This is a genomic window from Stenotrophomonas sp. 80084_Sma, assembly GCF_056481995.1.
On the sequence record NZ_CM151177.1, the window covers coordinates 2,770,985 to 2,790,482 of the forward strand.

The 19,498-nt window shown below is 66.1% G+C and carries 25 protein-coding genes; 17 read left to right on the plus strand and 8 right to left on the minus strand.

What is annotated here, in order from left to right; genetic code table 11:
- The first annotated feature begins 4 nt into the window (after nt 1–4).
- Nucleotides 5–415: a MerR family transcriptional regulator gene (locus ACZK3W_RS12835; protein ID WP_197615457.1), complete on the plus strand. Its 411-nt coding sequence runs from the start codon at nt 5–7 to the stop codon at nt 413–415.
- A gap of 30 nt (nt 416–445) precedes the next feature.
- Here ACZK3W_RS12835 and arsH read toward each other — a convergent pair whose 3' ends face one another.
- A complete protein-coding gene (gene arsH / locus ACZK3W_RS12840; protein WP_197615456.1) occupies nt 446–1,174 on the minus strand; it encodes an arsenical resistance protein ArsH in 729 nt (242 codons plus the stop codon).
- Between the two features lie 17 nt (nt 1,175–1,191).
- On the opposite strand from arsH, the gene ACZK3W_RS12845 reads away from it, so the two are divergent.
- From ACZK3W_RS12845 to ACZK3W_RS12865, 5 genes are all read left to right on the plus strand, one after another.
- Nucleotides 1,192–1,521 (plus strand): ArsR/SmtB family transcription factor, encoded by a 330-nt coding sequence (locus tag ACZK3W_RS12845; protein WP_049462763.1) that lies wholly within the window; start codon nt 1,192–1,194, stop codon nt 1,519–1,521.
- A 15-nt stretch (nt 1,522–1,536) separates the two neighbouring features.
- The gene (locus ACZK3W_RS12850; protein WP_197615455.1) at nt 1,537–2,040 is read left to right on the plus strand and encodes an arsenate reductase ArsC; all 504 of its coding nucleotides are present in this window, start codon (nt 1,537–1,539) and stop codon (nt 2,038–2,040) included.
- A gap of 14 nt (nt 2,041–2,054) precedes the next feature.
- Nucleotides 2,055–3,086 carry an ACR3 family arsenite efflux transporter gene (gene arsB / locus ACZK3W_RS12855; RefSeq protein ID WP_197615466.1) on the plus strand — a complete coding sequence of 344 codons (1,032 nt, stop codon included), beginning with the start codon at nt 2,055–2,057 and terminating at the stop codon, nt 3,084–3,086.
- Between the two features lie 175 nt (nt 3,087–3,261).
- Nucleotides 3,262–4,137, plus strand: coding sequence for an alpha/beta fold hydrolase (locus ACZK3W_RS12860; protein ID WP_197615454.1), 876 nt, complete (start codon nt 3,262–3,264; stop codon nt 4,135–4,137).
- Nucleotides 4,138–4,189: 52 nt separating this feature from the next.
- Nucleotides 4,190–4,537 (plus strand): RcnB family protein, encoded by a 348-nt coding sequence (locus tag ACZK3W_RS12865; protein ID WP_197615453.1) that lies wholly within the window; start codon nt 4,190–4,192, stop codon nt 4,535–4,537.
- 50 nt (nt 4,538–4,587) lie between these two features.
- Here the strand turns inward: ACZK3W_RS12865 and ACZK3W_RS12870 are convergent, their stop codons facing one another.
- Together ACZK3W_RS12870 and ACZK3W_RS12875 are read right to left on the minus strand one after the other, a co-directional pair.
- Nucleotides 4,588–4,938, minus strand: coding sequence for a hypothetical protein (locus ACZK3W_RS12870; protein ID WP_478449982.1), 351 nt, complete (start codon nt 4,936–4,938; stop codon nt 4,588–4,590).
- A complete protein-coding gene (locus ACZK3W_RS12875) occupies nt 4,923–5,246 on the minus strand; it encodes a hypothetical protein (RefSeq protein WP_197615452.1) in 324 nt (107 codons plus the stop codon). The genes ACZK3W_RS12870 and ACZK3W_RS12875 overlap by 16 nt, the downstream gene beginning before the upstream one ends.
- 152 nt (nt 5,247–5,398) lie before the next feature.
- Between ACZK3W_RS12875 and ACZK3W_RS12880 the strand changes: the two genes are divergently transcribed.
- The 5 genes from ACZK3W_RS12880 (at nt 5,399) to ACZK3W_RS12900 (ending at nt 7,749) form a co-directional block, all read left to right on the plus strand.
- The gene (locus tag ACZK3W_RS12880; protein ID WP_197615451.1) at nt 5,399–5,593 is read left to right on the plus strand and encodes a hypothetical protein; all 195 of its coding nucleotides are present in this window, start codon (nt 5,399–5,401) and stop codon (nt 5,591–5,593) included.
- Nucleotides 5,586–6,032 (plus strand): YbbD-related protein, encoded by a 447-nt coding sequence (locus tag ACZK3W_RS12885; protein WP_197615450.1) that lies wholly within the window; start codon nt 5,586–5,588, stop codon nt 6,030–6,032. Before ACZK3W_RS12880 ends, ACZK3W_RS12885 begins: the two co-directional genes overlap by 8 nt.
- Nucleotides 6,033–6,067: 35 nt before the next feature.
- Nucleotides 6,068–6,598, plus strand: coding sequence for a nuclear transport factor 2 family protein (locus ACZK3W_RS12890; protein WP_197615449.1), 531 nt, complete (start codon nt 6,068–6,070; stop codon nt 6,596–6,598).
- Between the two features lie 49 nt (nt 6,599–6,647).
- A complete protein-coding gene (locus ACZK3W_RS12895; RefSeq protein WP_125895732.1) occupies nt 6,648–7,274 on the plus strand; it encodes a hypothetical protein in 627 nt (208 codons plus the stop codon).
- 82 nt (nt 7,275–7,356) lie between these two features.
- Complete coding sequence (locus ACZK3W_RS12900; protein WP_032129972.1) at nt 7,357–7,749, plus strand: diacylglycerol kinase; 393 nt, start codon at nt 7,357–7,359, stop codon at nt 7,747–7,749.
- Between the two features lie 49 nt (nt 7,750–7,798).
- On the opposite strand, the gene ACZK3W_RS12905 is transcribed toward ACZK3W_RS12900, so the two are convergent.
- The 4 genes from ACZK3W_RS12905 to ACZK3W_RS12920 form a co-directional block, all read right to left on the minus strand.
- A complete protein-coding gene (locus tag ACZK3W_RS12905) occupies nt 7,799–8,554 on the minus strand; it encodes a DUF3307 domain-containing protein (RefSeq protein WP_180838519.1) in 756 nt (251 codons plus the stop codon).
- Between the two features lie 96 nt (nt 8,555–8,650).
- Nucleotides 8,651–9,349: a hypothetical protein gene (locus ACZK3W_RS12910; protein ID WP_152907374.1), complete on the minus strand. Its 699-nt coding sequence runs from the start codon at nt 9,347–9,349 to the stop codon at nt 8,651–8,653.
- Entirely contained in the window at nt 9,346–9,756 is a 411-nt protein-coding gene (locus ACZK3W_RS12915) for a hypothetical protein (protein ID WP_125895729.1), read from the minus strand. Before ACZK3W_RS12915 ends, ACZK3W_RS12910 begins: the two co-directional genes overlap by 4 nt.
- Nucleotides 9,757–9,840: 84 nt before the next feature.
- Nucleotides 9,841–10,758, minus strand: coding sequence for a M14 family metallopeptidase (locus ACZK3W_RS12920; protein ID WP_197615448.1), 918 nt, complete (start codon nt 10,756–10,758; stop codon nt 9,841–9,843).
- Between the two features lie 145 nt (nt 10,759–10,903).
- On the opposite strand from ACZK3W_RS12920, the gene ACZK3W_RS12925 reads away from it, so the two are divergent.
- From ACZK3W_RS12925 to ACZK3W_RS12950, 6 genes are all read left to right on the plus strand, one after another.
- Nucleotides 10,904–11,557, plus strand: a complete 654-nt coding sequence (locus ACZK3W_RS12925) for a DUF3348 family protein (protein ID WP_125895727.1) — start codon at nt 10,904–10,906, stop codon at nt 11,555–11,557.
- 10 nt (nt 11,558–11,567) lie between these two features.
- On the plus strand, nt 11,568–13,832 hold the full coding sequence (locus tag ACZK3W_RS12930) for a DUF802 domain-containing protein (RefSeq protein WP_197615447.1): 2,265 nt from the start codon (nt 11,568–11,570) through the stop codon (nt 13,830–13,832).
- Nucleotides 13,829–14,467 carry an OmpA family protein gene (locus tag ACZK3W_RS12935; protein WP_046986176.1) on the plus strand — a complete coding sequence of 213 codons (639 nt, stop codon included), beginning with the start codon at nt 13,829–13,831 and terminating at the stop codon, nt 14,465–14,467. The genes ACZK3W_RS12930 and ACZK3W_RS12935 overlap by 4 nt, the downstream gene beginning before the upstream one ends.
- A complete protein-coding gene (locus ACZK3W_RS12940; protein ID WP_293794646.1) occupies nt 14,397–14,825 on the plus strand; it encodes a DUF2894 domain-containing protein in 429 nt (142 codons plus the stop codon). Before ACZK3W_RS12935 ends, ACZK3W_RS12940 begins: the two co-directional genes overlap by 71 nt.
- A 268-nt stretch (nt 14,826–15,093) precedes the next feature.
- On the plus strand, nt 15,094–17,412 hold the full coding sequence (locus ACZK3W_RS12945; protein ID WP_197615445.1) for a TonB-dependent receptor domain-containing protein: 2,319 nt from the start codon (nt 15,094–15,096) through the stop codon (nt 17,410–17,412).
- A gap of 21 nt (nt 17,413–17,433) precedes the next feature.
- Nucleotides 17,434–18,891, plus strand: a complete 1,458-nt coding sequence (locus tag ACZK3W_RS12950; protein WP_197615444.1) for an esterase-like activity of phytase family protein — start codon at nt 17,434–17,436, stop codon at nt 18,889–18,891.
- A gap of 64 nt (nt 18,892–18,955) precedes the next feature.
- Here ACZK3W_RS12950 and ACZK3W_RS12955 read toward each other — a convergent pair whose 3' ends face one another.
- Nucleotides 18,956–19,402: an REP-associated tyrosine transposase gene (locus ACZK3W_RS12955; protein WP_197615443.1), complete on the minus strand. Its 447-nt coding sequence runs from the start codon at nt 19,400–19,402 to the stop codon at nt 18,956–18,958.
- Between the last annotated feature and the right edge of the window lie 96 nt (nt 19,403–19,498).

Below are 19,498 nucleotides of genomic sequence, written 5' to 3' on the forward strand. Positions count from 1 at the left end.
GCCCATGACAGCCCCATTCACCATCGGCCAGTTGGCCCGCCAGACAGGCACCAAGGCAGAGACCATCCGCTATTACGAAAAGATCGGCCTGCTGCAGCCGCCGCTGCGTTCGCAGGGCAACTACCGCTGCTACGACGCACAGGACCAACGGCGGCTGGCATTCGTGCGCCGTGCGCGCGAGCTGGGGTTCGCCATCGAGCAGATCCGCGAGCTGATCGCCTTCGGCGAACAACGCGAGCACCAATGCAGTTCGGTGGATGACGTGGTGAAGGCGCACATTGCCGACATCGCGCGCAGGATTGCCGACCTGCAAGTGCTGCAGGGCGAACTGCAGCGGATGATCGGCAACTGCCCCGGCGGGCGCGTGGCCGATTGCCGGGTGCTGGAAGCCCTGCAGCCCGCGCCGGCTAGCTGAGCAGGAACCGCACGCGATTCGGCACCCGCCTTAGACGCCGGTCGCGCCCGCCGCCCGCGCCAGCTCCGCCGCCAACGCATCGCCCTTGCGCTCGCTGTAACGGTCCACGAGGTAGTCGGCGCGGCCACGGGTCAGCAGCGTGAACTTCACCAGTTCTTCGACCACATCCACCACACGATCGTAGTAGGGCGAAGGCTTCATCCGCCCGTCTTCGTCGAACTCCTGCCAGGCCTTGGCCACCGACGACTGGTTGGGAATGGTCAGCATGCGCATCCAGCGGCCCAGCACCCGCAGCGTATTGACCGTGTTGAACGACTGCGAGCCGCCGCAGACCTGCATCACCGCCAGCGTCCGGCCCTGGGTCGGCCGCACGCTGCCGTCTTCCAGTGGCAGCCAGTCGATCTGGTTCTTGAACACGCCGGTCACCGTGCCGTGCCGCTCCGGGCTGACCCACACCTGCCCTTCCGACCAGTGCGACCACTCGCGCAGCCGCTGCACTTCCGGATGCCCCTTGTCCACGCTGTCCAGCAGCGGCAAGGCATGTGGATCGAACACGCGCGTGTCGCAGCCCAGATGCTGCAGCAGGCGTTCGGCCTCCAGTGCCAGCTTGCGGCTGAACGACTGCGGCCGCAGTGAGCCGTACAACAGCAGGATGCGTGGCGACCCCTGGCGTTCGGCGGCCAACCGCTGGTGATCGGGCTGGGGAAGCGAGGCTTGCCTCAGATGGGGCAACGAAGGACTTGTGATCGGCTTATTCATTCGACTATTCTAGAAATATGGAAACATCGAATGCAATCGCTGCGCTCACCGCGCTCGGCCACGCCACCCGCCTGGCGGCCTTCCGCCTGCTGGTCGAAGCCGGCCCGGCCGGTCGCATGGCCGGCGACATCGCCACAGCCCTCCAGGTTCCGCCCGCCACCCTCAGCTTCCACCTGAAGGAGCTGGTACAGGCCGGACTGGTCGAGAGCGAGAGCCAGGGCCGCCACGTCTGCTACCGCGCGAACTTCAGCGCAATGACCGGCCTGATCGAGTACCTCACGCACAACTGCTGCGCCGGTTCGCCCAGCGAACAGTGCGCGCCGTTGGGCAATCCCTGCAGCTGCTGATTCGGAAACGCCATCATGTCCCGCTCCATCCTGTTTCTCTGTACCGGCAACAGCGCCCGCAGTGTGCTGGCCGAAGCCACCCTGCGCGCATGGGGCGGCGGCCGCTTCACGGCCTACAGTGCCGGCAGCCACCCGACCGGCCAGGTCAATCCGTTCGCGCTTGCACAGCTGCGCGCGGAAGGCATTCCGGTGGCGGGACTGCGCAGCAAATCCTGGGATGAGTTCGCCGACGCGGCTCCGATGGATCTGGTGATCACCGTCTGCGATGCGGCGGCAGCGGAAGCCTGCCCGGTGGTGTTCGGTGATTTCATCCGCAGCCATTGGGGTCTGCCGGACCCGGCCGCGGTAGAGGGCAGCGATGCCGACAAGGCTGCCGCCTTCGCCCACGCGCATGCCATCGTGAAGGCACGCGTGCAGGCCCTGCTGGCGCTGCCCGGGCACGTGTGGCAGGACCGCGGAATGCTGCAGCAGGCGCTGGACCAGATCGGCCATCTGCTGCCGGCAGCGCGCACGCCATGAGCAAAGCGGCACCCATGGGCCTGTTCGAGCGCCACCTGACGCTCTGGGTCGCGCTGTGCATCATCGTCGGCACGCTGCTCGGGCACTTCCTGCCAGGTGCTTTCGCCTCCCTGGCGGCGGCTGAAGTGGCCAAGGTCAACCTGCCGGTGGCGGTGCTGATCTGGCTGATGATCATTCCGATGCTGCTGAGGGTGGATTTCGGTGCGATGCGCCAGCTGGGCCAGCACTGGAAAGGCATCGGGGTGACGCTGTTCATCAACTGGGCGGTGAAGCCATTCTCGATGGCGCTGCTGGGCTGGCTCTTCCTGCGCCACGTCTTTGCCGATTGGCTACCCGCCGGCCAGATCGACAGCTACATCGCCGGCCTGATCCTGCTGGCCGCCGCGCCGTGCACGGCCATGGTGTTCGTGTGGAGCAACCTGTGCCGCGGTGATGCCAACTTCACGCTGAGCCAGGTGGCACTGAACGACGCGATCATGGTGGTGGCCTATGCACCCGTGGTGGCGCTGCTGCTGGGGCTGTCGGCCATCACCGTGCCGTGGGATACGTTGCTGCTGTCGGTCGGCCTGTACATCGTGGTTCCGGTACTGGTGGCCGCATTGCTGCGGCGCTGGATCCTGTCGCGCCATGGCGAATCCGGGCTGCAGACGGCGCTGCGCCAGCTGGGGCCACTGTCACTGTCGGCGCTACTGCTGACGCTGGTGCTGCTGTTCGGGTTCCAGGGCCAGCAGATCGTGCAGCAGCCGATGGTGATTGCGTTGATCGCGATCCCGATCCTGATCCAGGTCTATTTCACCTCCGGCCTGGCCTACCTGCTCAACCGGCGCCTGGGTGTGGCGCATTGTGTGGCCGGGCCGTCGGCACTGATCGGCGCCAGCAACTTCTTCGAACTGGCGGTGGCGACGGCCGTGGGCCTTTTCGGTGTCCACTCCGGTGCGGCGCTGGCCACGGTGGTGGGGGTGCTGATTGAAGTACCCGTGATGCTTTCGGTGGTGAAGATCGTGAACCGGTCACGCAACTGGTATGAGGCGCGCGAGCGCGCTTGAGGCGGCCATGCCGGAGGCGGCGGCTGGATCGCCCCGTTACTTCCAGCACGTATGAATGGTGTACTACATCACTACATTACCAGCACGACCTGTCGCTGGGTCGGCGGGCGGGCCTCGTTCCCTTGCCTGATTCATCCAGGAGGGCGGGCGCGCCTTCATGACCCGGAGATGTCGAATGAAACGCAACCGAGTGAAGCTGTGGGCGCTGGCGGCACTGTTCCTGGCCACGGGCAGCGTATCGGCGCGGGAGATCACGGTTGATCGCGGCGCCTACGCGCTCCAGGCACAGGAGTCTGGTAGCGGCGCGGTCACCGTGGTCTTTGAATCAGGGTTCGGCCAGGGTGCCGGCGTCTGGAAGGATGTAATCACCGGGCTGGGAGAGGACTACCACAGCATCGCGTACGCGCGCGCCGGCCTCGGAAAGTCCGGCAGCAATGGCCAGCCCAAGCGCATCGACGAACACCTGGCGGATCTTACTGCCGTCATCGATACACTCGCGCCGGGGCGCAAGGTCGTGCTGGTCGGCCACTCCTATGGTGGACTGCTCGCCACCGAGTTCGCGCCGCGTCACCCCGATCACCTGCAGGGCCTGGTACTGGTCGATCCGGCCACGATGGGGCAGCGGCACGCCTTCAGGCAGGCCGATGCCGCACGCATCCAGGCAGACGACACCTCGCTGCGCGCCATGCTGCCACCTGCGATGGTCGCCGACTACGCCATCCTCATCGAGCAGCTTGATGCGCCGGGTGCGCAGACACCTCAGACGATGCCGGATGTACCGGTCGCGCTGCTCACCGCCACGCAGATCGCCAGCGAACCGCTCTTCTTCGAAGAAACCGCACAGGGCAAGGCTCTCTGGAAGATCCAGCACGCCCTGCTCTTCTCCGGATTCACCCGAGGCTCGCATCGCTATCTGGACACCGGCCACAACCTCCATCGCGAGAATCCAGCGGCGGTCGTCTCGGCCATCCAATCGGTCTCGGCTCGCCCCTGGTCGCCAGCGGGCTTCTGTGCATGTGGAACGGCGCTGGAATACGTTCACATTCATTGATCCATACTCCGCAGCACCACGCCGCATGCTGCGGCAAGGCCCGGAGGTTGCGATGAACACCACACGCCTGTTCGCCATTGCGTTGACCACGGCTGCCGCGCTGGCCGCGGCACCCGCCTTCGCCGATCCGCCGCACCATGCGCGCGGCAACGGGCCACCGCCGCACGCCGGTGGCCCGCACAACCGTGATGCACCTCCGCCGGGCTGGCAGAAGAAGGCCTGGCGTCGTGGTGATCGCCTGCCATGGGCGGAAGTGGACCGCCGCTACTGGGTGGACGACTACGCGCGCTATCACCTGCGCGAGCCGGGCCGCGACCGGCGTTGGGTGCGCCAGTCCGATAACGAGTACCTGCTGGTGGAGATCGCCACCGGTTTGATCATCGACGCGCTGCATCGCTGAAGCGACTTGCAGCGTCTCCACACGCGGCGAATTACCCCGGTGCAGACATCTTACGACCGGGGCCGACCCGATCGGCGGTGCTTGCGCCCACGGCGCCGCACCTGCTTGCGAGGCGGCCCGGCATTCATGCCGGGCCGCAGTGCGATACTCCCGCACATCAGCGCCGCAGCAAAGAGCCCCATCGCCACCAGCATTTCGAATCCGCGATCACCAAAGAGCAGGCGGATGGAGATCTCCAGTGAGCACAACCTGCCGCAGCGAAGGCCCTGCTCGTTGAAGCCATAGATGAGCACCAGTACGCCCATCAGCCCGCACAACGCCATCAGGGCCAGGCTTGCGATGAAGATGAAAGGTCGATGGATGCGCATGCGCTCGTCGCGGTCTTCTAGGGCGATGTCCAACGCGACGTTGCGAGCACGCGATCGGAAGCATCCAGCTCCACCGACCAGGCTTCGGTATCCAGGCCCAGCCGGTTCTCATACCACCATCGCTGCGCACAGCGACCACTGCATCCCCTGCTGGCATAGCGGCTAAAGGGAGCACCGGCGTGCTCCAGCACGTCAGGCTGCCCCAGCGCCCGGAGTACTTCGGCCTTGCCCGCCCCAACCGGAACCGAGGCAAGCGCGTGGGAATGCCACGCCGAGATTGCCGAGCAACCGGCAACGTACGCCACGAACAGGCCGGCAAGCCCCCACATCAGTGTCTTCATTGACGGATCCCCTCCTGCGCCACGCGCCCGCGCATCATCCGCGCAGACCTTCTGCAACGTCAAACCTCGACAAGCGGGCCTGTTGCAGCGCCCGGCATCCGTGCTAGCGTGCGCCGACCGATGATTCAGGATGAACACAGGGACGCCCGTCGATGGCAGGCAAGAGCCGGAAGGACAGGATCGCGCAGGAGATCGGCCTGTTCATGCAGCAGTACGCGCGCAAGACCCAGCGCCATACCGAACCCAACGACCGGCCGTACGATCGGAAACTGGAAGAGCGGCTCAAGCGCTTGCCACCGGAAGAACTGGGCAGGCTGCTTTCCGGAGAAGAGGACGACGATGACTAGCCCCGCCGGAATGGCCAGGCGCGCCATCGTCGTGACAGTCTGTAGCGCGCTATGCGCCTGCGGCCTGGTGATGGACAGTTCGTTCGACACCCTGCAGCAGGCCATCGACGCCGACATGGTGAACAAGGGATGGATTCCCGATTGGGTGCCCCACGAGGCGACCGACCTGCGCGAGGTGCACGACCTGGATTCAAACACCAGCGCGCTGGCCTTCACCAAGCCCCCTGCGATACCACTGCAGCTGCCTGCGGATTGCCAGGCAACCACATTCAACAACAGCGATCCTGTTGCGTTCGATCGATACTGGTGGCCTGGCAACGCGACGCTCAGCGCGTCGTACCGCGTCTTTCACTGCGCGCCCGAATCTGGAAAATCAGTCTTCGTCGCCATCAACAGGACCGAAGACCACGTGCTTTTCTGGCGAACTTACGCGCGGTGATGCGTTAGCGCCACCTCACTCCTCCCCAGGACCCCATGATGCCCAACGCACGTGCACGCTTCGCCGCCCTCGCCCTTTTGCTCCCGGCCTGCCTGCCGGCCTACGCCGCGCAGAACGCCCCCGCCGACGTCAAGGCCATCGAACAGGTGGTCGAATCGTTCCGCACTTCGCTGATCAACAAGGACAAGCCGACCTACATGGGCCTGTTCTTCTCCGACAAACCGGAAGACATCGGCTGGCAGTACGTCTCCGAGGATGTGCGCCTGCAGGACATCCGCAAAGCGAAGCCCGATGCGATCAAGGCACGGCAGATTCCCGCCAACAACTTCATCGCGCTGATCGACGGGGTCGTTGCGTCGCCGAAACCGAAGGAGGAGACATTCTCCAATACGAAGATCGAAACGGATGGCGATGTGGCCTCGGTGTCGTTTGACTACAGCTTCCACGACGATGGAGTGAAGACCAACTGGGGCAAGGAAATGTGGCAGCTGATCCGTACCGAACAGGGCTGGAAGATCTTCTCGGTGATCTATTCGATCCGCGATTCACGCAGCCCGGCCGAATGAGTGATCTGTCAGACTGGTGCCCACCGTTCGTCCATGCCAGCCAGACCCGATGACCCGGATTGCCGACCTCAACGCCGACCAGCTCGCCCACCACGCGCTCAACATCTTCATCGCCCAGGGCCGTCACGTGGAAGGCGCACGGGTGATCTACCGGGCGCTGCAGCTGGACCCGGACCATCCCGCTGCACTGCGCTGCCTGAGCGATTTCCTGGCCCACCAGGGCACCGAGCCGTTCGCAGCGGCCACGCTGGAGCACGCCTTGTCCGGCGCCGTTCCACTGAATGACGATGCGCGCCGGATGCTGGATGACCTGCGCTTCCTCGACATCTGGTCCTGGGGATTCTCCCGGCACGTCTCCGGCGAAACCAACCTCAGCGGCGAAGCATTCAAGAACCGCGAGGATTTCGTGTTCGATGGCCCGGCCTATGCGGCCTTCCTCAACACGGTCACCGAGCCGGCCGGTTCGCTGCAGGGCGCCTTCCAGGCGGCCGTCCGCATCTGCGGGCTGATGTCCGGCCTGCTGCGCCACCCGGAGAAGGACAATCCGGCGTTCGATGATGTGCTGCGATCCTCCGCCTTCGTCGAGACCGAGGCGTACCCGGCATGGCTGGCCTCGCCGACGGACGATCTGGATGCCCTCGACCAGACCATCCAGGCGCAGCGCCAGGCCGGCTGAAGGAAAATCCAACGGACGTCCGACGCTTTCCCGACGCCCGCCTGCACATCCTGTCGTGAGATCACTTCATGGCAGGACCGGCATGCAGCCACCCTCCCCCAAGGACAGCGGTAAATACCCGCATGGCAAGACCGGCCTTCGCCGCATCTTCTACACGCTGATCCATTCGCGCGACGGCTTCATCGCCACCTTCCGTGGCGAAGCCGCCTTCCGGCAGCTGTTGCTGCTGCATGCGCTGCTGATCGCCACCGCGTTCCTGCTGGACATCAGCCAGGTCGAACGCGCCGTGGTGCTGGCGGTCTGCTTCATCAGCCTGCTGGTGGAGCTGCTGAACTCGGCCATCGAAGCGGTGGTCGACCGCATCTCGCTTGACCACCACCCACTGTCCAAGAACGCCAAGGACATGGGCAGCGCCGCCCAGACCACAGCACTGCTGATGGTCGGCACGGTGTGGGGCGTGATCCTGCTGGGTTAGCTCGCGCCCGACCCGCCGGGCATGGCCCGGTGCCACAACGCCGCAGCCGCTAGCGCCAATGCGAGATCGCGAGCTTGGTCAACATGGTTGCGGCGATGGCCCAACCGAAGCTCAGCATGGTACCGATGATCACATATTCGGTGTGTGCCCGCGCCTGCCGGTCGGCGAAGCGCAGCACCGATTTGGCGGCCAGCATCAATCCCACGCCCTCCGGCTGGCCCAGCAGCAGGAACATGAAGATCAAGCCTCTTTCCAGCCGCCCGATATAGCGCCCTGCGGTCTGCATGCCCTTGTGATCGTCGCCCTGCACGGCTGCGGTCGTAGGCGCCGATTCGGCGCTTCCCATATTGAGTCCTGCCGTGAACGGCGCAAGCAGCTTCTCCACCAGGACGCCGCCGACGTTGACCACCAGGATCAAGCCGCTCGCGATCGACATGCCCTGATACATCAACAGTTGGACCTGGGTCGGGATCATCCCGTACCAGCCATTGCGGGCAACGTGAGGGAACATCAACGCGATCGACACGATGAAGGCGATATGCACCAACTGGTCAATGACGAATGCGTGCACGCCATCGGGGAGCCAATGCACCTTGATCCAGTCCATCACCGCATGGCTGAAACCGATGATGAGATAGACCCATGGGTTGATTGAACCGGTCAGCGCGGCGATGACGAGCAGCACCACTGCTACGTGCAGCAGCAGGCCATGCAGTTCCTGCTTGCGCGCGATCATCTTCGTGGTCTGAAGCACGAAATCGGCGACAAGGTGAGCGGTCAACAGTACGAGCAGCGTTTCAAGCATATCCTTTCTGCCTGTGAGTCCTTCCTGTGGCTCGCTTCGCGATAGCCAAGTCGCCGCCAGAAGCAACGAAATTTAGTTGCTTAAGCCAAAGCAACGCTATTTAGTTGCTTTTCCAGAACCGTGAACGCTCCCGTACGGCTGCATCAGTGCACGTTCAGCCGCGGTGATCAGCGCCAGCAAGGCAAAGACGCCAGCATCGTGATAGACCCGGTTCACCGATTGTCGGTGCCGGTTCAACGCATTGGCAGCTTCCAACTGCGAGGGGGCATCGGGGATCAGAAACAACGACGCCACCTCAGCCTGACTGCGTGTCCAGCGCGCGACAATAACATCACAGGCAGACACCACTGCCGGTAACCAGTACAGATCCTCCCGTTGTACTGGCAGGGCTACGTCCATGTCCTGCGTGCGCCCCATGGATTCAAGCAACCGACCGGACAGCACGAATGCCTCACCCAGCGAACGCGACACCGCCTTCCGGTCCAATGCCTCTACCGTACCCAGTCCAATCGCGATCCGCGTGCGCGCCCGCGACTCCGACGCGGCAAGCTTGGCCTTGATCCAGGTCGCCAACCTCAGGAAACCGTGCGGCTGGGTGACCGCCAGCTGCCAGGCGTCGCCCCGGTAGAACTCGGGGCCGACAATGCCCGGCAAAGGCCACTCCATGGCCTGGGCCACGGCAACGGAAATCACTTCACGGACGTCATCAATGGTGGCCGCGTCCATCTCCGTGGACTTGACCAGGTCGCCGGTAAGCACGGCAATCAGATCAGACGATGTATCGGGCATGTTCATACCTTGGGCTGCACAGGCTGTACCTCACAGGACATCTGCGGCTGGGCAGCGCCGGCCACATCTGTGCCGGGCCCGCTCAACGCCATTCTACCGTCGTAGCGGTTGATCACTGCCTGCAGCCTGCCCGCGCCAGCGACCTGCGGAAAATCCAGCCGATACAGGTTCGCCTCCACCTCCAGCTTGCCCGCGCGCGCGCTCGGACGGTTGACCCAGACCACCGACGCCTGGCCGGAGTCCAGGATCAACACCATCGGCGCCTGGGGCGTGGCGCTTGTGCTGCTGCAGGACAGCTGGATCACCCGCGGCGGCGTCAGATCGAGCGCCGACAGCTTGCATCCACCGAGTGCGGTCGTCGCCACCAGGACCGATACGAGTGATGGCCGGAGCAGAATCTTGGTCGTGGTCATCGCCCGATCGTAACCCGACAATCGATCCTATGACCCGGCGCATCGTGCAGGAACCTGCCGGGTCCGCTTGCACGTCCACGTGCCTTACTTCGTCAGGGCGAAATCCAGGCCTGCGCACACCGCCGCCACCTGCGCATCATTGCATTCCTGCGGGTTGGTGCGCGGGCTGTCCGGGTAGACCTCGGTGGTTGTGGCAAAGCGCGCGTCGGTGAAGCCGGCGCAGGCGCCGATCGAACGCGACTCACCCCAGACCACGCCTGGCGACTGCAGCGGCAGGCCGACCAGGTTGCCTTCGGCGTCTGCCGGGGCGATGTGAGTGACCGGGGCGACGGCGGTGATCAATGCCTTCTGGAACTCGGCCTGCGGATCTTCGCTGTTGCCGATCACGTAGAAGCCATCCGGAATGGTGTCGCGCTCGAACGGCTTGCCGTCGCGGGCGCAGCGCGCCGGATCGAACTCGTGCAGGTCGCTGTCGGTGGTCTCGTGCAGGTCCAGGTGCACCAGCAGGTTCGGCTTGCGCTCGGCCACCCAGCGCATCAGCGCGGCGGCTTCCTCGATCTGGCCGCCGTCACGGAAGCTGCGGTTCGGGTCGATGGCATCCGGGTTCCAGCGCTGGATGCGCTCGTAGCCCCACGGGCTGACGCACGGCGCCACGATCAGGTTCAGCCGGCCCAGGTAACGCTCGGCCTGCTGTTCCAGGAACTGCAGCGCGCCGTGCACGCCGCTGGTCTCGTAGCCATGCACGCCACCGGTGATCAACGCGGTCGGCAGCGCCGGGTTCCAGTCGTGGTTGACCGCGGCGAACAGCGGGTAATGGTCAGGTGCATAGTCCAGCTGACCGTACTGGATCACATCGAAGCTGTCGTCCAGGCGTTCAAGGGCGGCCACCACGTCGTCGTGGTAGCTGCGCTGGCGCTGCTGGCGGGCCCGCCACTGTGCGCGTTCCGCGTCGCCCCAGGGCTGTCCGGGGGTGCCGATCGGGTAGAACTGCGCAACAGTCATTGGGGAACTCCAGGGGTCGAACGGATGGGTGCAGCCGGACATTCTAAGCCCTGTCGCGCCTGCGGGCGCCCCACCCCGGCACCGCCTTCATCCAGGCCGGGTCATCTGGTTGTAAAATCAACGGTTTTTGGCCCCTCACCCCTTGATGGCGAACGCAGCGCAGCCGGTCCTGGGTGGACCGGAATTCCTCCGCCTGCTCGCCCGTCTCAGCGACGGCGCGATGCCGGCCAGCAGTCCCGCCCTGACCGATCGCCTCGGCCAGTGGGTGGACTGGAGCCGTGCCGTGGCCCTGTCCGGGGCGCTCGGCGGACGCCTGCCCGAGCCGGGCGAGGCCACCGAAGCGGCCGGGGATGTGCTGGACGACTGCGCCCAGGCCCATGCCAGCCTGCTGGCCTCGATCAGTGAGGATGCCGAGGCCGAGCGCCTGCTGGACCTGGCCGAAGCCGCCGCCGCACCCAATTTCGCCTCGCTGCGCCAGCGCTACCGGGTGCTGCAGCAGGCCATCCAGACCGCCACCGGGCGCCTGCGCGGCCGCCTGCGCGACCAGCTGGTGCAGGTTTCACCCGAGCTGGCACGGCTGGCCGAGGTCGATGCGGTGATGGAACAGACCCTCACCCCGCGCGAGCACAGCCTGCTGGCCACTGCGCCGGCGGTGCTCGGCGCCCGCTTTGAACGCGTGCACGGCCAGCCCGGCTGGCGCGCGGCCTTCCGCCATGACATGCGCATCCTGCTGCTTGCCGAGCTGCAGCTGCGCTTCCACCCGATCGAAGGGCTGCAAGACGCCCTGCGCTCCCACTGACCGGAACACCATGTCCAGAACTGCTTTCCATGTCGTTGTTTTCCTTGTCGGCCTGCTGGCCGTGTGCTGGATCGGCATTGGCTACGTTTCGGTGCATCCGCTGGGTGCAGCGGTGGCGGCAATCATCGCGGCCTGCTACATCGCCGGTGGCGTGGAGCTGTACCGCTATCGGCAGGCCAGCAACGGCCTGCGCAGCGCGCTGAGCGATCTCTCCAGCGCGAAGGAAAGCCTTGCCCCCTGGCTGGAGCGCGTGCCGATGGGCCTGCGCAACGCCGTGCGCCTGCGCGTGGAAGGCGAGCGCACCGCCCTGCCCGCGCCGGTGCTGACCCCCTATCTGGTTGGACTGCTGGTGCTGCTGGGCATGCTCGGCACCCTGCTGGGCATGATGGACACGCTGCGCGGCACTGGCCTGGCCCTGCAGAGCGCGACCGACATGGCCGCCATCCGCGGCTCGCTGGCCTCGCCGGTGCAGGGCCTGGCCGTGGCATTCGGCACCTCGATCGCCGGTGTGGCCAGCTCGGCCATGCTCGGCCTGCTGGCGGCGCTGCTGCGCCGTGACCGCCTGCAGGCCGTGCAGCAGCTGGACCGTGCCATTGCCGGCGACCTGCACCCGTACTCGCAGGCCTGGCAGCGCGCCGAGTCGCTGCGACTGCTGCAGGCACAGTCCGCCGCGCTGCCGGCGCTGGTCGACCGCCTGCAGGCGATGACCAGCACCTTCGAACAGCACAGTGCGGCCGCCAATGAGCGCCTGCTTGCCGGCCAGGCCGAGTTCCTGACCCAGAGCCAGGCGCTGCAGGAACGCCTGGCGGTCTCGCTGCAGCAGTCGCTACGCGAAGGTGCCGAGGCCAGCGCCGCCGCCATCGGTGGCGCGCTGCAGCCGATGGCCGAGACCACGCTGGCCGGCCTGGCCCACCATGGTGAGGCGCTGCATGCGCGTGTCGAGCAGGCGGTGCAGCAGCAGCTGACTGGCCTGAGCGACGGTTTCGAGCGCAGCCGCGTCGCTACCGAAGCCAGCTGGGCCAAGGTGGTGAGCGAGCAGACCCAGGCACAACAGGCGCTGGTGAGTGATCTGCGCCAGCACCTGCAGGCCTTCAGCGATGGCCAGGGCACGCAGGCGGAAGCACTGGTCGCGCGCATTGGCGAGCGCCTGCAGGCCGATGCCAGCGGCAATGCCGAGGCCTGGCGCGCCGCTGCCGAACAGCAGCAGGCATTGAATACCGCGCTGGTCGAACGCCAGCAGCAGGCCTTGCTGGCCGCCAGCGAGCACCTGGACGCGCGTGCGCAGGCGCTGCTGCAGGCACTGGAACAGCATCACAGCGCCAGCCAGGCGCTGCTGCAGGATCATGAAGAGCAGCGCTCGCAGCAGTGGCAGGCCGCGCAGGCCGCCAACGCGACCGCGCACGCCGAACTGCAGGCCAGCCTGGACAGCCGCGAACAGCAGCGCCAGGCGCGCTGGGATGCGGTCAGTGCCGAACTGCAGCAGGCCCACGCCGCGCTGCAGGCCCAGCTGCAGGCCGGCGACGAACAGCGCCTGCAGCGCTGGAGCGATGCCCTGCAGCACGTTTCCGCCGATCTGGCCGAACGCCTGCAGGCCAACGGCGAACGCCTGGCCGCGCAGCAGCAGCAGGTCTGCGACACGCTGGCGGCCACCGCACAGCAGATCGGCGAGAACGGTCGCGCCCAGGCCAGCGCCACGCTGGCGGAAGTGTCCACCCTGCTGCAGACCGCCGCCGCTGCGCCGAAGGCCGCCGCCGACGTCATCAACGAGCTGCGCAGCACGCTCTCCGAGAGCCTGGTGCGCGACAACGCGATGCTGGAAGAGCGCGGCCGCCTCCTGGCCACCGTGCAGACCCTGCTCGATGCGATCAACCATGCCTCGCACGAACAGCGCACCGCCGTGGACGCGCTGGTCGGTGGTTCGGCCGAGCTGCTGGAACGCGTCGGCAACCGCTTCACCGACCATATCGCCGCCGAGACCGGCAAGCTGGATGGCATTGCCGCAGCGCTCAGCGGCAGCGCCGGTGACGTCGGCCAGCTGGCTGGCGCCTTCGGCGATGCGGTTGCGCAGTTCGGCAGCGCCTCCACCGAGTTGTCCGGCCGCCTGGAACAGATCGGCGGCGCACTGGATGCCTCGCTGGCGCGCAGCGACGAGCAGCTGGCCTACTACGTGGCGCAGGCGCGCGAGGTGGTCGACCTCAGCCTGCTGTCGCAGAAGCAGGTGATGGAAGAACTGCAGCAGCTGGCCGCGCGCCGCGGCAAGGCCGGCAGCGCATGAGCGACGAGCTGGAGGTCGACGGCGGCTCACACGCCCCGATCTGGGCCGCCTTTGGCGACCTGATGTCGGTGCTGCTGGGTGCGTTCGTGCTGATCCTGGTTGGCGTGGTCGCGGTGCAGCTGGAGCTGTCGCAACGGCTGGACCAGGAAGTGAAGCAGCGCCAAGCCGAAGCCAAGCGCCTGCAGACGCTGGAACAGGCGCTGGCCGGCCCGCTCGCCGCCGGTCGCGTGACGCTGGTGGATGGCCGCATCGGCATCAGTGGCAGCGTGCTGTTCGCACTGAACTCCGACCAGCTGCAACCGGAAGGCCAAGAGCTGCTGCGCAGCCTGGCCGCACCGCTGGCCGCCTATCTGGGGACGCGCGAAGAGATCCTGATGGTCAGCGGCTTCACCGATGACGCGCCGGTGCGCGAAGGCAACCGTCGATTCGCCGACAACTGGGAGCTGTCGGCGCAGCGATCACTGACCGTGACCCGCACCCTCATCGCCGATGGCGTACCGGCTGACGCGGTGTTCGCCGCCGCGTTCGGCAGCGAGCAGCCGGTCAGCTCCAATGCCAGCGAAGATGGCCGCGCGCGCAACCGTCGCGTGGAAATCGCGCCGATTCCCAAGCCCAAGGCCGCGGATGCCAAGTAAGCCACCCGCACTGGATGGCCTGCGCGCACTGGTGCGCGATCTCGATGCGGGATCGCGTTCGCTGCCGCATTACCCGCAGGTACCGATGCTGCAGCAGGTGCAACGCGAGTGGTCGGAGCTGCGCAGCGAACTGCAGGTGCGCCGCTCGCTGCGCACCGAGGCCCCGGCCGATGGCGGTCCGCTGAATTCGGCGGTGCTGGTGCAGCGCATGCTGGACACGATGCAGTCGACCAGCCCCGGTTACCTGCGCCACTTCATCGACTATGTGGACACCCTGTCGTGGCTGCAGGCGCTGCAGGATGGCGCCGCCAGCGGCGGCGATACCGCGAAGCCGAAGCGTACGCGCAAGCCGCGCTGAACACCGATTGGTAGTGCCGGCCGCTGGCCGGCAGCTGCACATTGCCAGATGGGTCCACGTGGCTGCCGGCCAGCGGCCGGCACTACCCGTCGTGGTAGGCGCCTCACAACGAATGAACATGTCACCAGACAGTCATCTGTCTAGCGCACCATTTTCACGTTGATCCACGGCGCCTGCAGCGCCACCGGTCGCATCGGTTGTCTCCCCTTTTTAACTCCATGAGCTCCGCGCCCGTGCGGTGGCTCGTGCCTGCCTGAGTGTCCGTAACATGACGAAGACTTTGTTGGCCGCTGCGCTGTCCCTGGCGCTCGCTCCCGCGGCCTGGGCGCAGGATGCTGCCCCGACCTCCACTGGCACGTCCGCCACCGATCTCGATGCGGTTTCGGTGATCGGCAGCGGTGAAGCGCGCCAGGTGCAGCGCATCACCCGCGAGAACCTCGACATCCTGCCGCCGGGCACCAGCCTGCAGAAGACGCTCAATCTACTGCCGGGCGTCAACGCGCAGTCGGCCGATGCGCTGGGCACCAACGAGCAGTCGATGACCCTCAGCCTGCGCGGCTTCAACTCCACCCGTCTCGGTTACACGCTCGACGGCGTGCCGCTGGGCGACGGCGCGTACAACAACTACAACGGCCTGACCATCAACCGTGCGCTGATCAGCGAGAACATGGCCGGCGCGGAACTGGCGGTGGGCATCGGCAGCCTCGGTACGCCGTCCACCAGCAACCTCGGCGGCACCATCTCGTATACCTCTGACCGCCCAGCCCAGGAGTTGGGTGGCCGCGTGGTGCAGACCTTCGGCAGCGATGCCAACCGCCGCACCTTCGTGCGCGTGGACAGCGGCGAGTACAACGGCTTCTCCGGCTACGTTTCCGGCATGAATGCCGTCTCCGATCTGTGGAACGACCAGACCGCCTACAACAAATCCACCACCAAGCAGTTCAACGCCAAGGGCGTGTGGAACTTTGGCCGCGGCCAGATCACCGGTTTCGTCGATACCTCGCGCACCACCCAGGCGGACTACTTCTACCTGTCCAAGGACGAGATGTCGCGCGGCCTGGGCTGGGACTGGGGCGGCTACGCGCCGGACTGGAACAAGGCCGTGGCCAAGGCCTACTGCAACACCGCCAGCTTCAATGCGAAGAAGTGCGACAGCAGCGGCCCGGACAAGGATGCCGATGGTGCTTTCACCGCCGGGCAGATCCTGCGCGACGATAACCTGTACTACCTGGCCGGCGACTTCTTCCTGGCCGATGGCTTCAGCCTGCGCGCCCTGGCCTACCACCACGATGACCGCGGCGAAGGCCACAACTGGAACAGCGGCGCCTGGTCGAACAAAGGCACCGCACAGGAGATCCCGATCATCTTCCGCAACACCATCTACACCATCGACCGCGATGGCGGCACGCTGTCGTTCGACTGGGAGCTGGGCGCGCACCGCATCGAAGGCGGCGTCTGGTACGAGCGCAACACCAGCAGCGCCGAGCGCTACCAGACCGCCGTGGACGGCCCGCGTGACCTGAGTGGCATGAACACCCTGCCCTCCGATGTCGGCGTGTTTGCCCAACGCACGCGCTGGAAGACTCACCAGTTCTTCCTGAAGGACACCTGGCGCCTGCTCGATGACCGCCTGACTCTGGAGTTCGGCGCCAAGAGCCCGCATGCCACCTCCGATGCACAGGCACTGCCGGGCGATGCGAAGACGCCGATCTCGCCGACCACCAACAACCAGTTCGCCACCGGTTCGCTGAAGGCCAGCAAGAACTTCCTGCCCAGCATCGGCGCCAACTTCCACCTGACCGAGCACCACGAAATCTTCGCCAGCTACGCCGAGAACATCGCCATGTTCCAGGGCGGCTTCAAGCTGGGCCCGCAGGCGGTCAGCCAGGCGACCTGGAACGCACAGGGCAACCTGAAGCCGGAGGAATCGCGCTCGCTCGAAGCCGGTTACCGCTTCGTCACCGATACCCTGCAGGCCTCGATCGCGGCCTACAGCGTGCGCTTCGACAACCGCCTGCTGCAGTACAACCCCTGTGATTCGCGCCAGCCGGTGGGTCCGACCTGCGGCAACCGCTTCTACAACGTAGGCGGCGTCGACAGCCGCGGCGCCGAGCTGACCGTGCTGTGGACCCCGAACGAGCACTTCAGCTGGTACACCTCGGCCTCGCTGAACCGTTCGACCTACGCCTCCAACTACGTGCAGGCCGGTGTCGAGCAGCAGATCAAGGGCAAGATCCAGACCGATACGCCCAAGCAGCTGCTGGCCACCGAGATCACCTGGCGTGACAACGGCTGGTTCGCCAGCCTGCGTGGCAAGTACACCGGCGAGCGCTTCTACACCTACACCAACGACCAGGGCTTCGGTGGCTTCACCGTGTTCGACCTCGCCAGTGGCTATGACTTCGGCGAGGTCGGCTTCGCCAAGGGCATGCGCCTGTCGTTCAACGTGACCAACCTGACCAACAAGCGCTACGCCAGCAACCTGGATTCGAGCGTGTTCGCGCCCAGCGACCCGGCCGGCAAGCTGTACGTGTTCCATGCCTCGGCACCGCGCCAGGTCTTCGGTACGATCGACCTTCGCTTCTGATCTTCCGCCCGGAGTCCACTGATGCTCACGACCGCCCTGCTGCTGGCCACCCTCTCCGCCAGCGGATACTCCGCTCCGCATGAGGCAACGGGTGCACCACCGCGCACCCTGCAGCTGGGCGGTCGTACCTATGTGGACAAGGGCCTGGTCGCTGCCGGACGGTTGCCCGCGGGCACGGTGGACTTCCTCGGCGATACGCTGGGCTCGTTTTCGTCGCTGGCGGTGCAGCCCGGCACCTGGAAGCGCACCGCCAGCGGCTACGAAGGCGTGCTCTGGACCCTGCCCGACCGCGGTCGTAATGATCCCGAGGCCGGCCTGTTCTACGACTACGCCGGTCGCGTGGAGCGCATGCAGCTGCGCATCGACGTTACCCCGGGCAAGCCTGCGCTTGGCACGCTGAGCATGGTGCCCGACAAGGGCGTGGTACTTAAGGATTTCAAGGGGCAGCCGTTCACCGGTGCCGACCCGGGTGAGCACACGATCACCCAGCGCGATGTGGTGCTGCCCTCACCGGCCAGCGGCGCAGGCGCGGGCAAGGTCTCGCTGGATGCGGAGTCGCTGCAGTTCACCGCCGATGGCCACTTCTACATCGGCGATGAGTACACCGCCAACGTCTACTACTTCGATGCGCAGGGCCAGCTGCAGGGCGTGATCGTGGCACCGCCGGCGATCCGTCCCCAGCGCGATGGCAAGCCCGCCTTCGGTTCGCTGGCGGCGCCGCAGACTGGGCGCCGCAACAACCAGGGCGTGGAAGGCATGGGCCTGTCACCCGACGGCAGCCGCCTGTTCCTGGCCCTGCAGAGCGCGACACTGCAGGACAGCGCAAAAGGCAACGCGGCCGGGCGCATCAACACCCGCGTGCTGGTCTACGACGTGACGGCCTCGCCGACGCCGCAGCAACCGATCGGCCATTACGTGATGGCCCTGCCCGCCTATGCACACGACGGCAAGGGCAAGCTGGACCGTACCGCCGCGCAGAGCGAGCTGCGTGCACTGGATGCCCACCGCTTCCTGCTGCTGGCCCGCGACGGCAACGGTCTGGGCAAGGACGGCGATGACCCGATCGTCTACAAGTCGGTGCTGCTGGTGGATGTGGCCGATGCCAGCAACCTGGCAGGAAGCAACTATGAGTCCGGTACGGCCTCGGTGCTGGCCGACCCGGCGGGCACCGTGTTGAAGGACGGCATCGTGCCCGCACGCAGCGACGAACTGCTGAACCTGCTCGACCGCCCGCAGCTGGCGCGTGCCGGCCTTGACCTGAACACCAAGCGCGGCCCGCATGCCGGGCTGCTCTCGGAAAAGTGGGAGGCCATGGACGTGCTGCCAGCGCTGGACCCGCAACACCCGAACGACGTGCTGCTGCTGATCGGCAACGACAACGACTTCATCGCCCGCCACTGCCGCATGCAGGGCCAATCCTGCGACAGCGCGTACGACAACGACAACCGTGTGCTGGTGTACCGACTGACCCTGCCCTGACCGCAACGGGTATTGCCGCAACCGTCTCGCTCGAAAGCCTGGTAGTGCCGGCCGCTGGCCGGCATCACGTCCAGGCCGACCACGCATGCGGGTACTCGCCAATCAGCTGGACAATACCGGCGCGTACCGGGTTCGCCAGGATGTATAGGGTTTGCCGCGCCAGCGACTCCTCGGCCCTCACGGCATGATCGAAGTAGCCAGGCTGCCACACCGTACTTCGACGACCCGCCAGGCGATTCAGGGCAAGCGCGCTCGACGACTTCATTCGGCGCGCAATGCCTGAAAGGTGAGCTGCACGCAGCTCGAACATCCAGTGGACGTGATCCGGCATGACGACCCATGCGAGTGACTGTACGAGCCCGCGCTGTTCGATGTAATGAAGCTGGTCGATTACACATGCCACTGCAGCTTCGCTTTCAAAGAGCCGGCGGCGCTGATGTGTGGTCGTTGTCAGAACGTAGACCTGGCCGATGATCGATTGACGGCCCAGGCGGAGGCGATGGCTGCTCATGCCCCATGGTGGAGCGATCATTGCGCGTTGAACGTCAGGCCATGCCTCGATGGATGTTCGGAGATGTCTGAAGTTGAATGAGGTTGCCGGCCAGCG

What these genes read in the sequence shown, in the direction of transcription:
- ACZK3W_RS12835 (WP_197615457.1), top strand. Translation starts at nt 5, where the DNA reads ATGACAGCCCCATTCACCATCGGCCAGTTGGCCCGCCAGACAGGCACC.
- arsH (WP_197615456.1), bottom strand. Translation starts at nt 1,174, where the DNA reads ATGAATAAGCCGATCACAAGTCCTTCGTTGCCCCATCTGAGGCAAGCC.
- ACZK3W_RS12845 (WP_049462763.1), top strand. Translation starts at nt 1,192, where the DNA reads ATGGAAACATCGAATGCAATCGCTGCGCTCACCGCGCTCGGCCACGCC.
- ACZK3W_RS12850 (WP_197615455.1), top strand. Translation starts at nt 1,537, where the DNA reads ATGTCCCGCTCCATCCTGTTTCTCTGTACCGGCAACAGCGCCCGCAGT.
- arsB (WP_197615466.1), top strand. Translation starts at nt 2,055, where the DNA reads ATGGGCCTGTTCGAGCGCCACCTGACGCTCTGGGTCGCGCTGTGCATC.
- ACZK3W_RS12860 (WP_197615454.1), top strand. Translation starts at nt 3,262, where the DNA reads ATGAAACGCAACCGAGTGAAGCTGTGGGCGCTGGCGGCACTGTTCCTG.
- ACZK3W_RS12865 (WP_197615453.1), top strand. Translation starts at nt 4,190, where the DNA reads ATGAACACCACACGCCTGTTCGCCATTGCGTTGACCACGGCTGCCGCG.
- ACZK3W_RS12875 (WP_197615452.1), bottom strand. Translation starts at nt 5,246, where the DNA reads ATGAAGACACTGATGTGGGGGCTTGCCGGCCTGTTCGTGGCGTACGTT.
- ACZK3W_RS12880 (WP_197615451.1), top strand. Translation starts at nt 5,399, where the DNA reads ATGGCAGGCAAGAGCCGGAAGGACAGGATCGCGCAGGAGATCGGCCTG.
- ACZK3W_RS12885 (WP_197615450.1), top strand. Translation starts at nt 5,586, where the DNA reads ATGACTAGCCCCGCCGGAATGGCCAGGCGCGCCATCGTCGTGACAGTC.
- ACZK3W_RS12890 (WP_197615449.1), top strand. Translation starts at nt 6,068, where the DNA reads ATGATGCCCAACGCACGTGCACGCTTCGCCGCCCTCGCCCTTTTGCTC.
- ACZK3W_RS12895 (WP_125895732.1), top strand. Translation starts at nt 6,648, where the DNA reads ATGACCCGGATTGCCGACCTCAACGCCGACCAGCTCGCCCACCACGCG.
- ACZK3W_RS12900 (WP_032129972.1), top strand. Translation starts at nt 7,357, where the DNA reads ATGCAGCCACCCTCCCCCAAGGACAGCGGTAAATACCCGCATGGCAAG.
- ACZK3W_RS12905 (WP_180838519.1), bottom strand. Translation starts at nt 8,554, where the DNA reads ATGCTTGAAACGCTGCTCGTACTGTTGACCGCTCACCTTGTCGCCGAT.
- ACZK3W_RS12910 (WP_152907374.1), bottom strand. Translation starts at nt 9,349, where the DNA reads ATGAACATGCCCGATACATCGTCTGATCTGATTGCCGTGCTTACCGGC.
- ACZK3W_RS12915 (WP_125895729.1), bottom strand. Translation starts at nt 9,756, where the DNA reads ATGACCACGACCAAGATTCTGCTCCGGCCATCACTCGTATCGGTCCTG.
- ACZK3W_RS12920 (WP_197615448.1), bottom strand. Translation starts at nt 10,758, where the DNA reads ATGACTGTTGCGCAGTTCTACCCGATCGGCACCCCCGGACAGCCCTGG.
- ACZK3W_RS12925 (WP_125895727.1), top strand. Translation starts at nt 10,904, where the DNA reads ATGGCGAACGCAGCGCAGCCGGTCCTGGGTGGACCGGAATTCCTCCGC.
- ACZK3W_RS12930 (WP_197615447.1), top strand. Translation starts at nt 11,568, where the DNA reads ATGTCCAGAACTGCTTTCCATGTCGTTGTTTTCCTTGTCGGCCTGCTG.
- ACZK3W_RS12935 (WP_046986176.1), top strand. Translation starts at nt 13,829, where the DNA reads ATGAGCGACGAGCTGGAGGTCGACGGCGGCTCACACGCCCCGATCTGG.
- ACZK3W_RS12940 (WP_293794646.1), top strand. Translation starts at nt 14,397, where the DNA reads ATGGCCGCGCGCGCAACCGTCGCGTGGAAATCGCGCCGATTCCCAAGC.
- ACZK3W_RS12945 (WP_197615445.1), top strand. Translation starts at nt 15,094, where the DNA reads ATGACGAAGACTTTGTTGGCCGCTGCGCTGTCCCTGGCGCTCGCTCCC.
- ACZK3W_RS12950 (WP_197615444.1), top strand. Translation starts at nt 17,434, where the DNA reads ATGCTCACGACCGCCCTGCTGCTGGCCACCCTCTCCGCCAGCGGATAC.
- ACZK3W_RS12955 (WP_197615443.1), bottom strand. Translation starts at nt 19,402, where the DNA reads ATGAGCAGCCATCGCCTCCGCCTGGGCCGTCAATCGATCATCGGCCAG.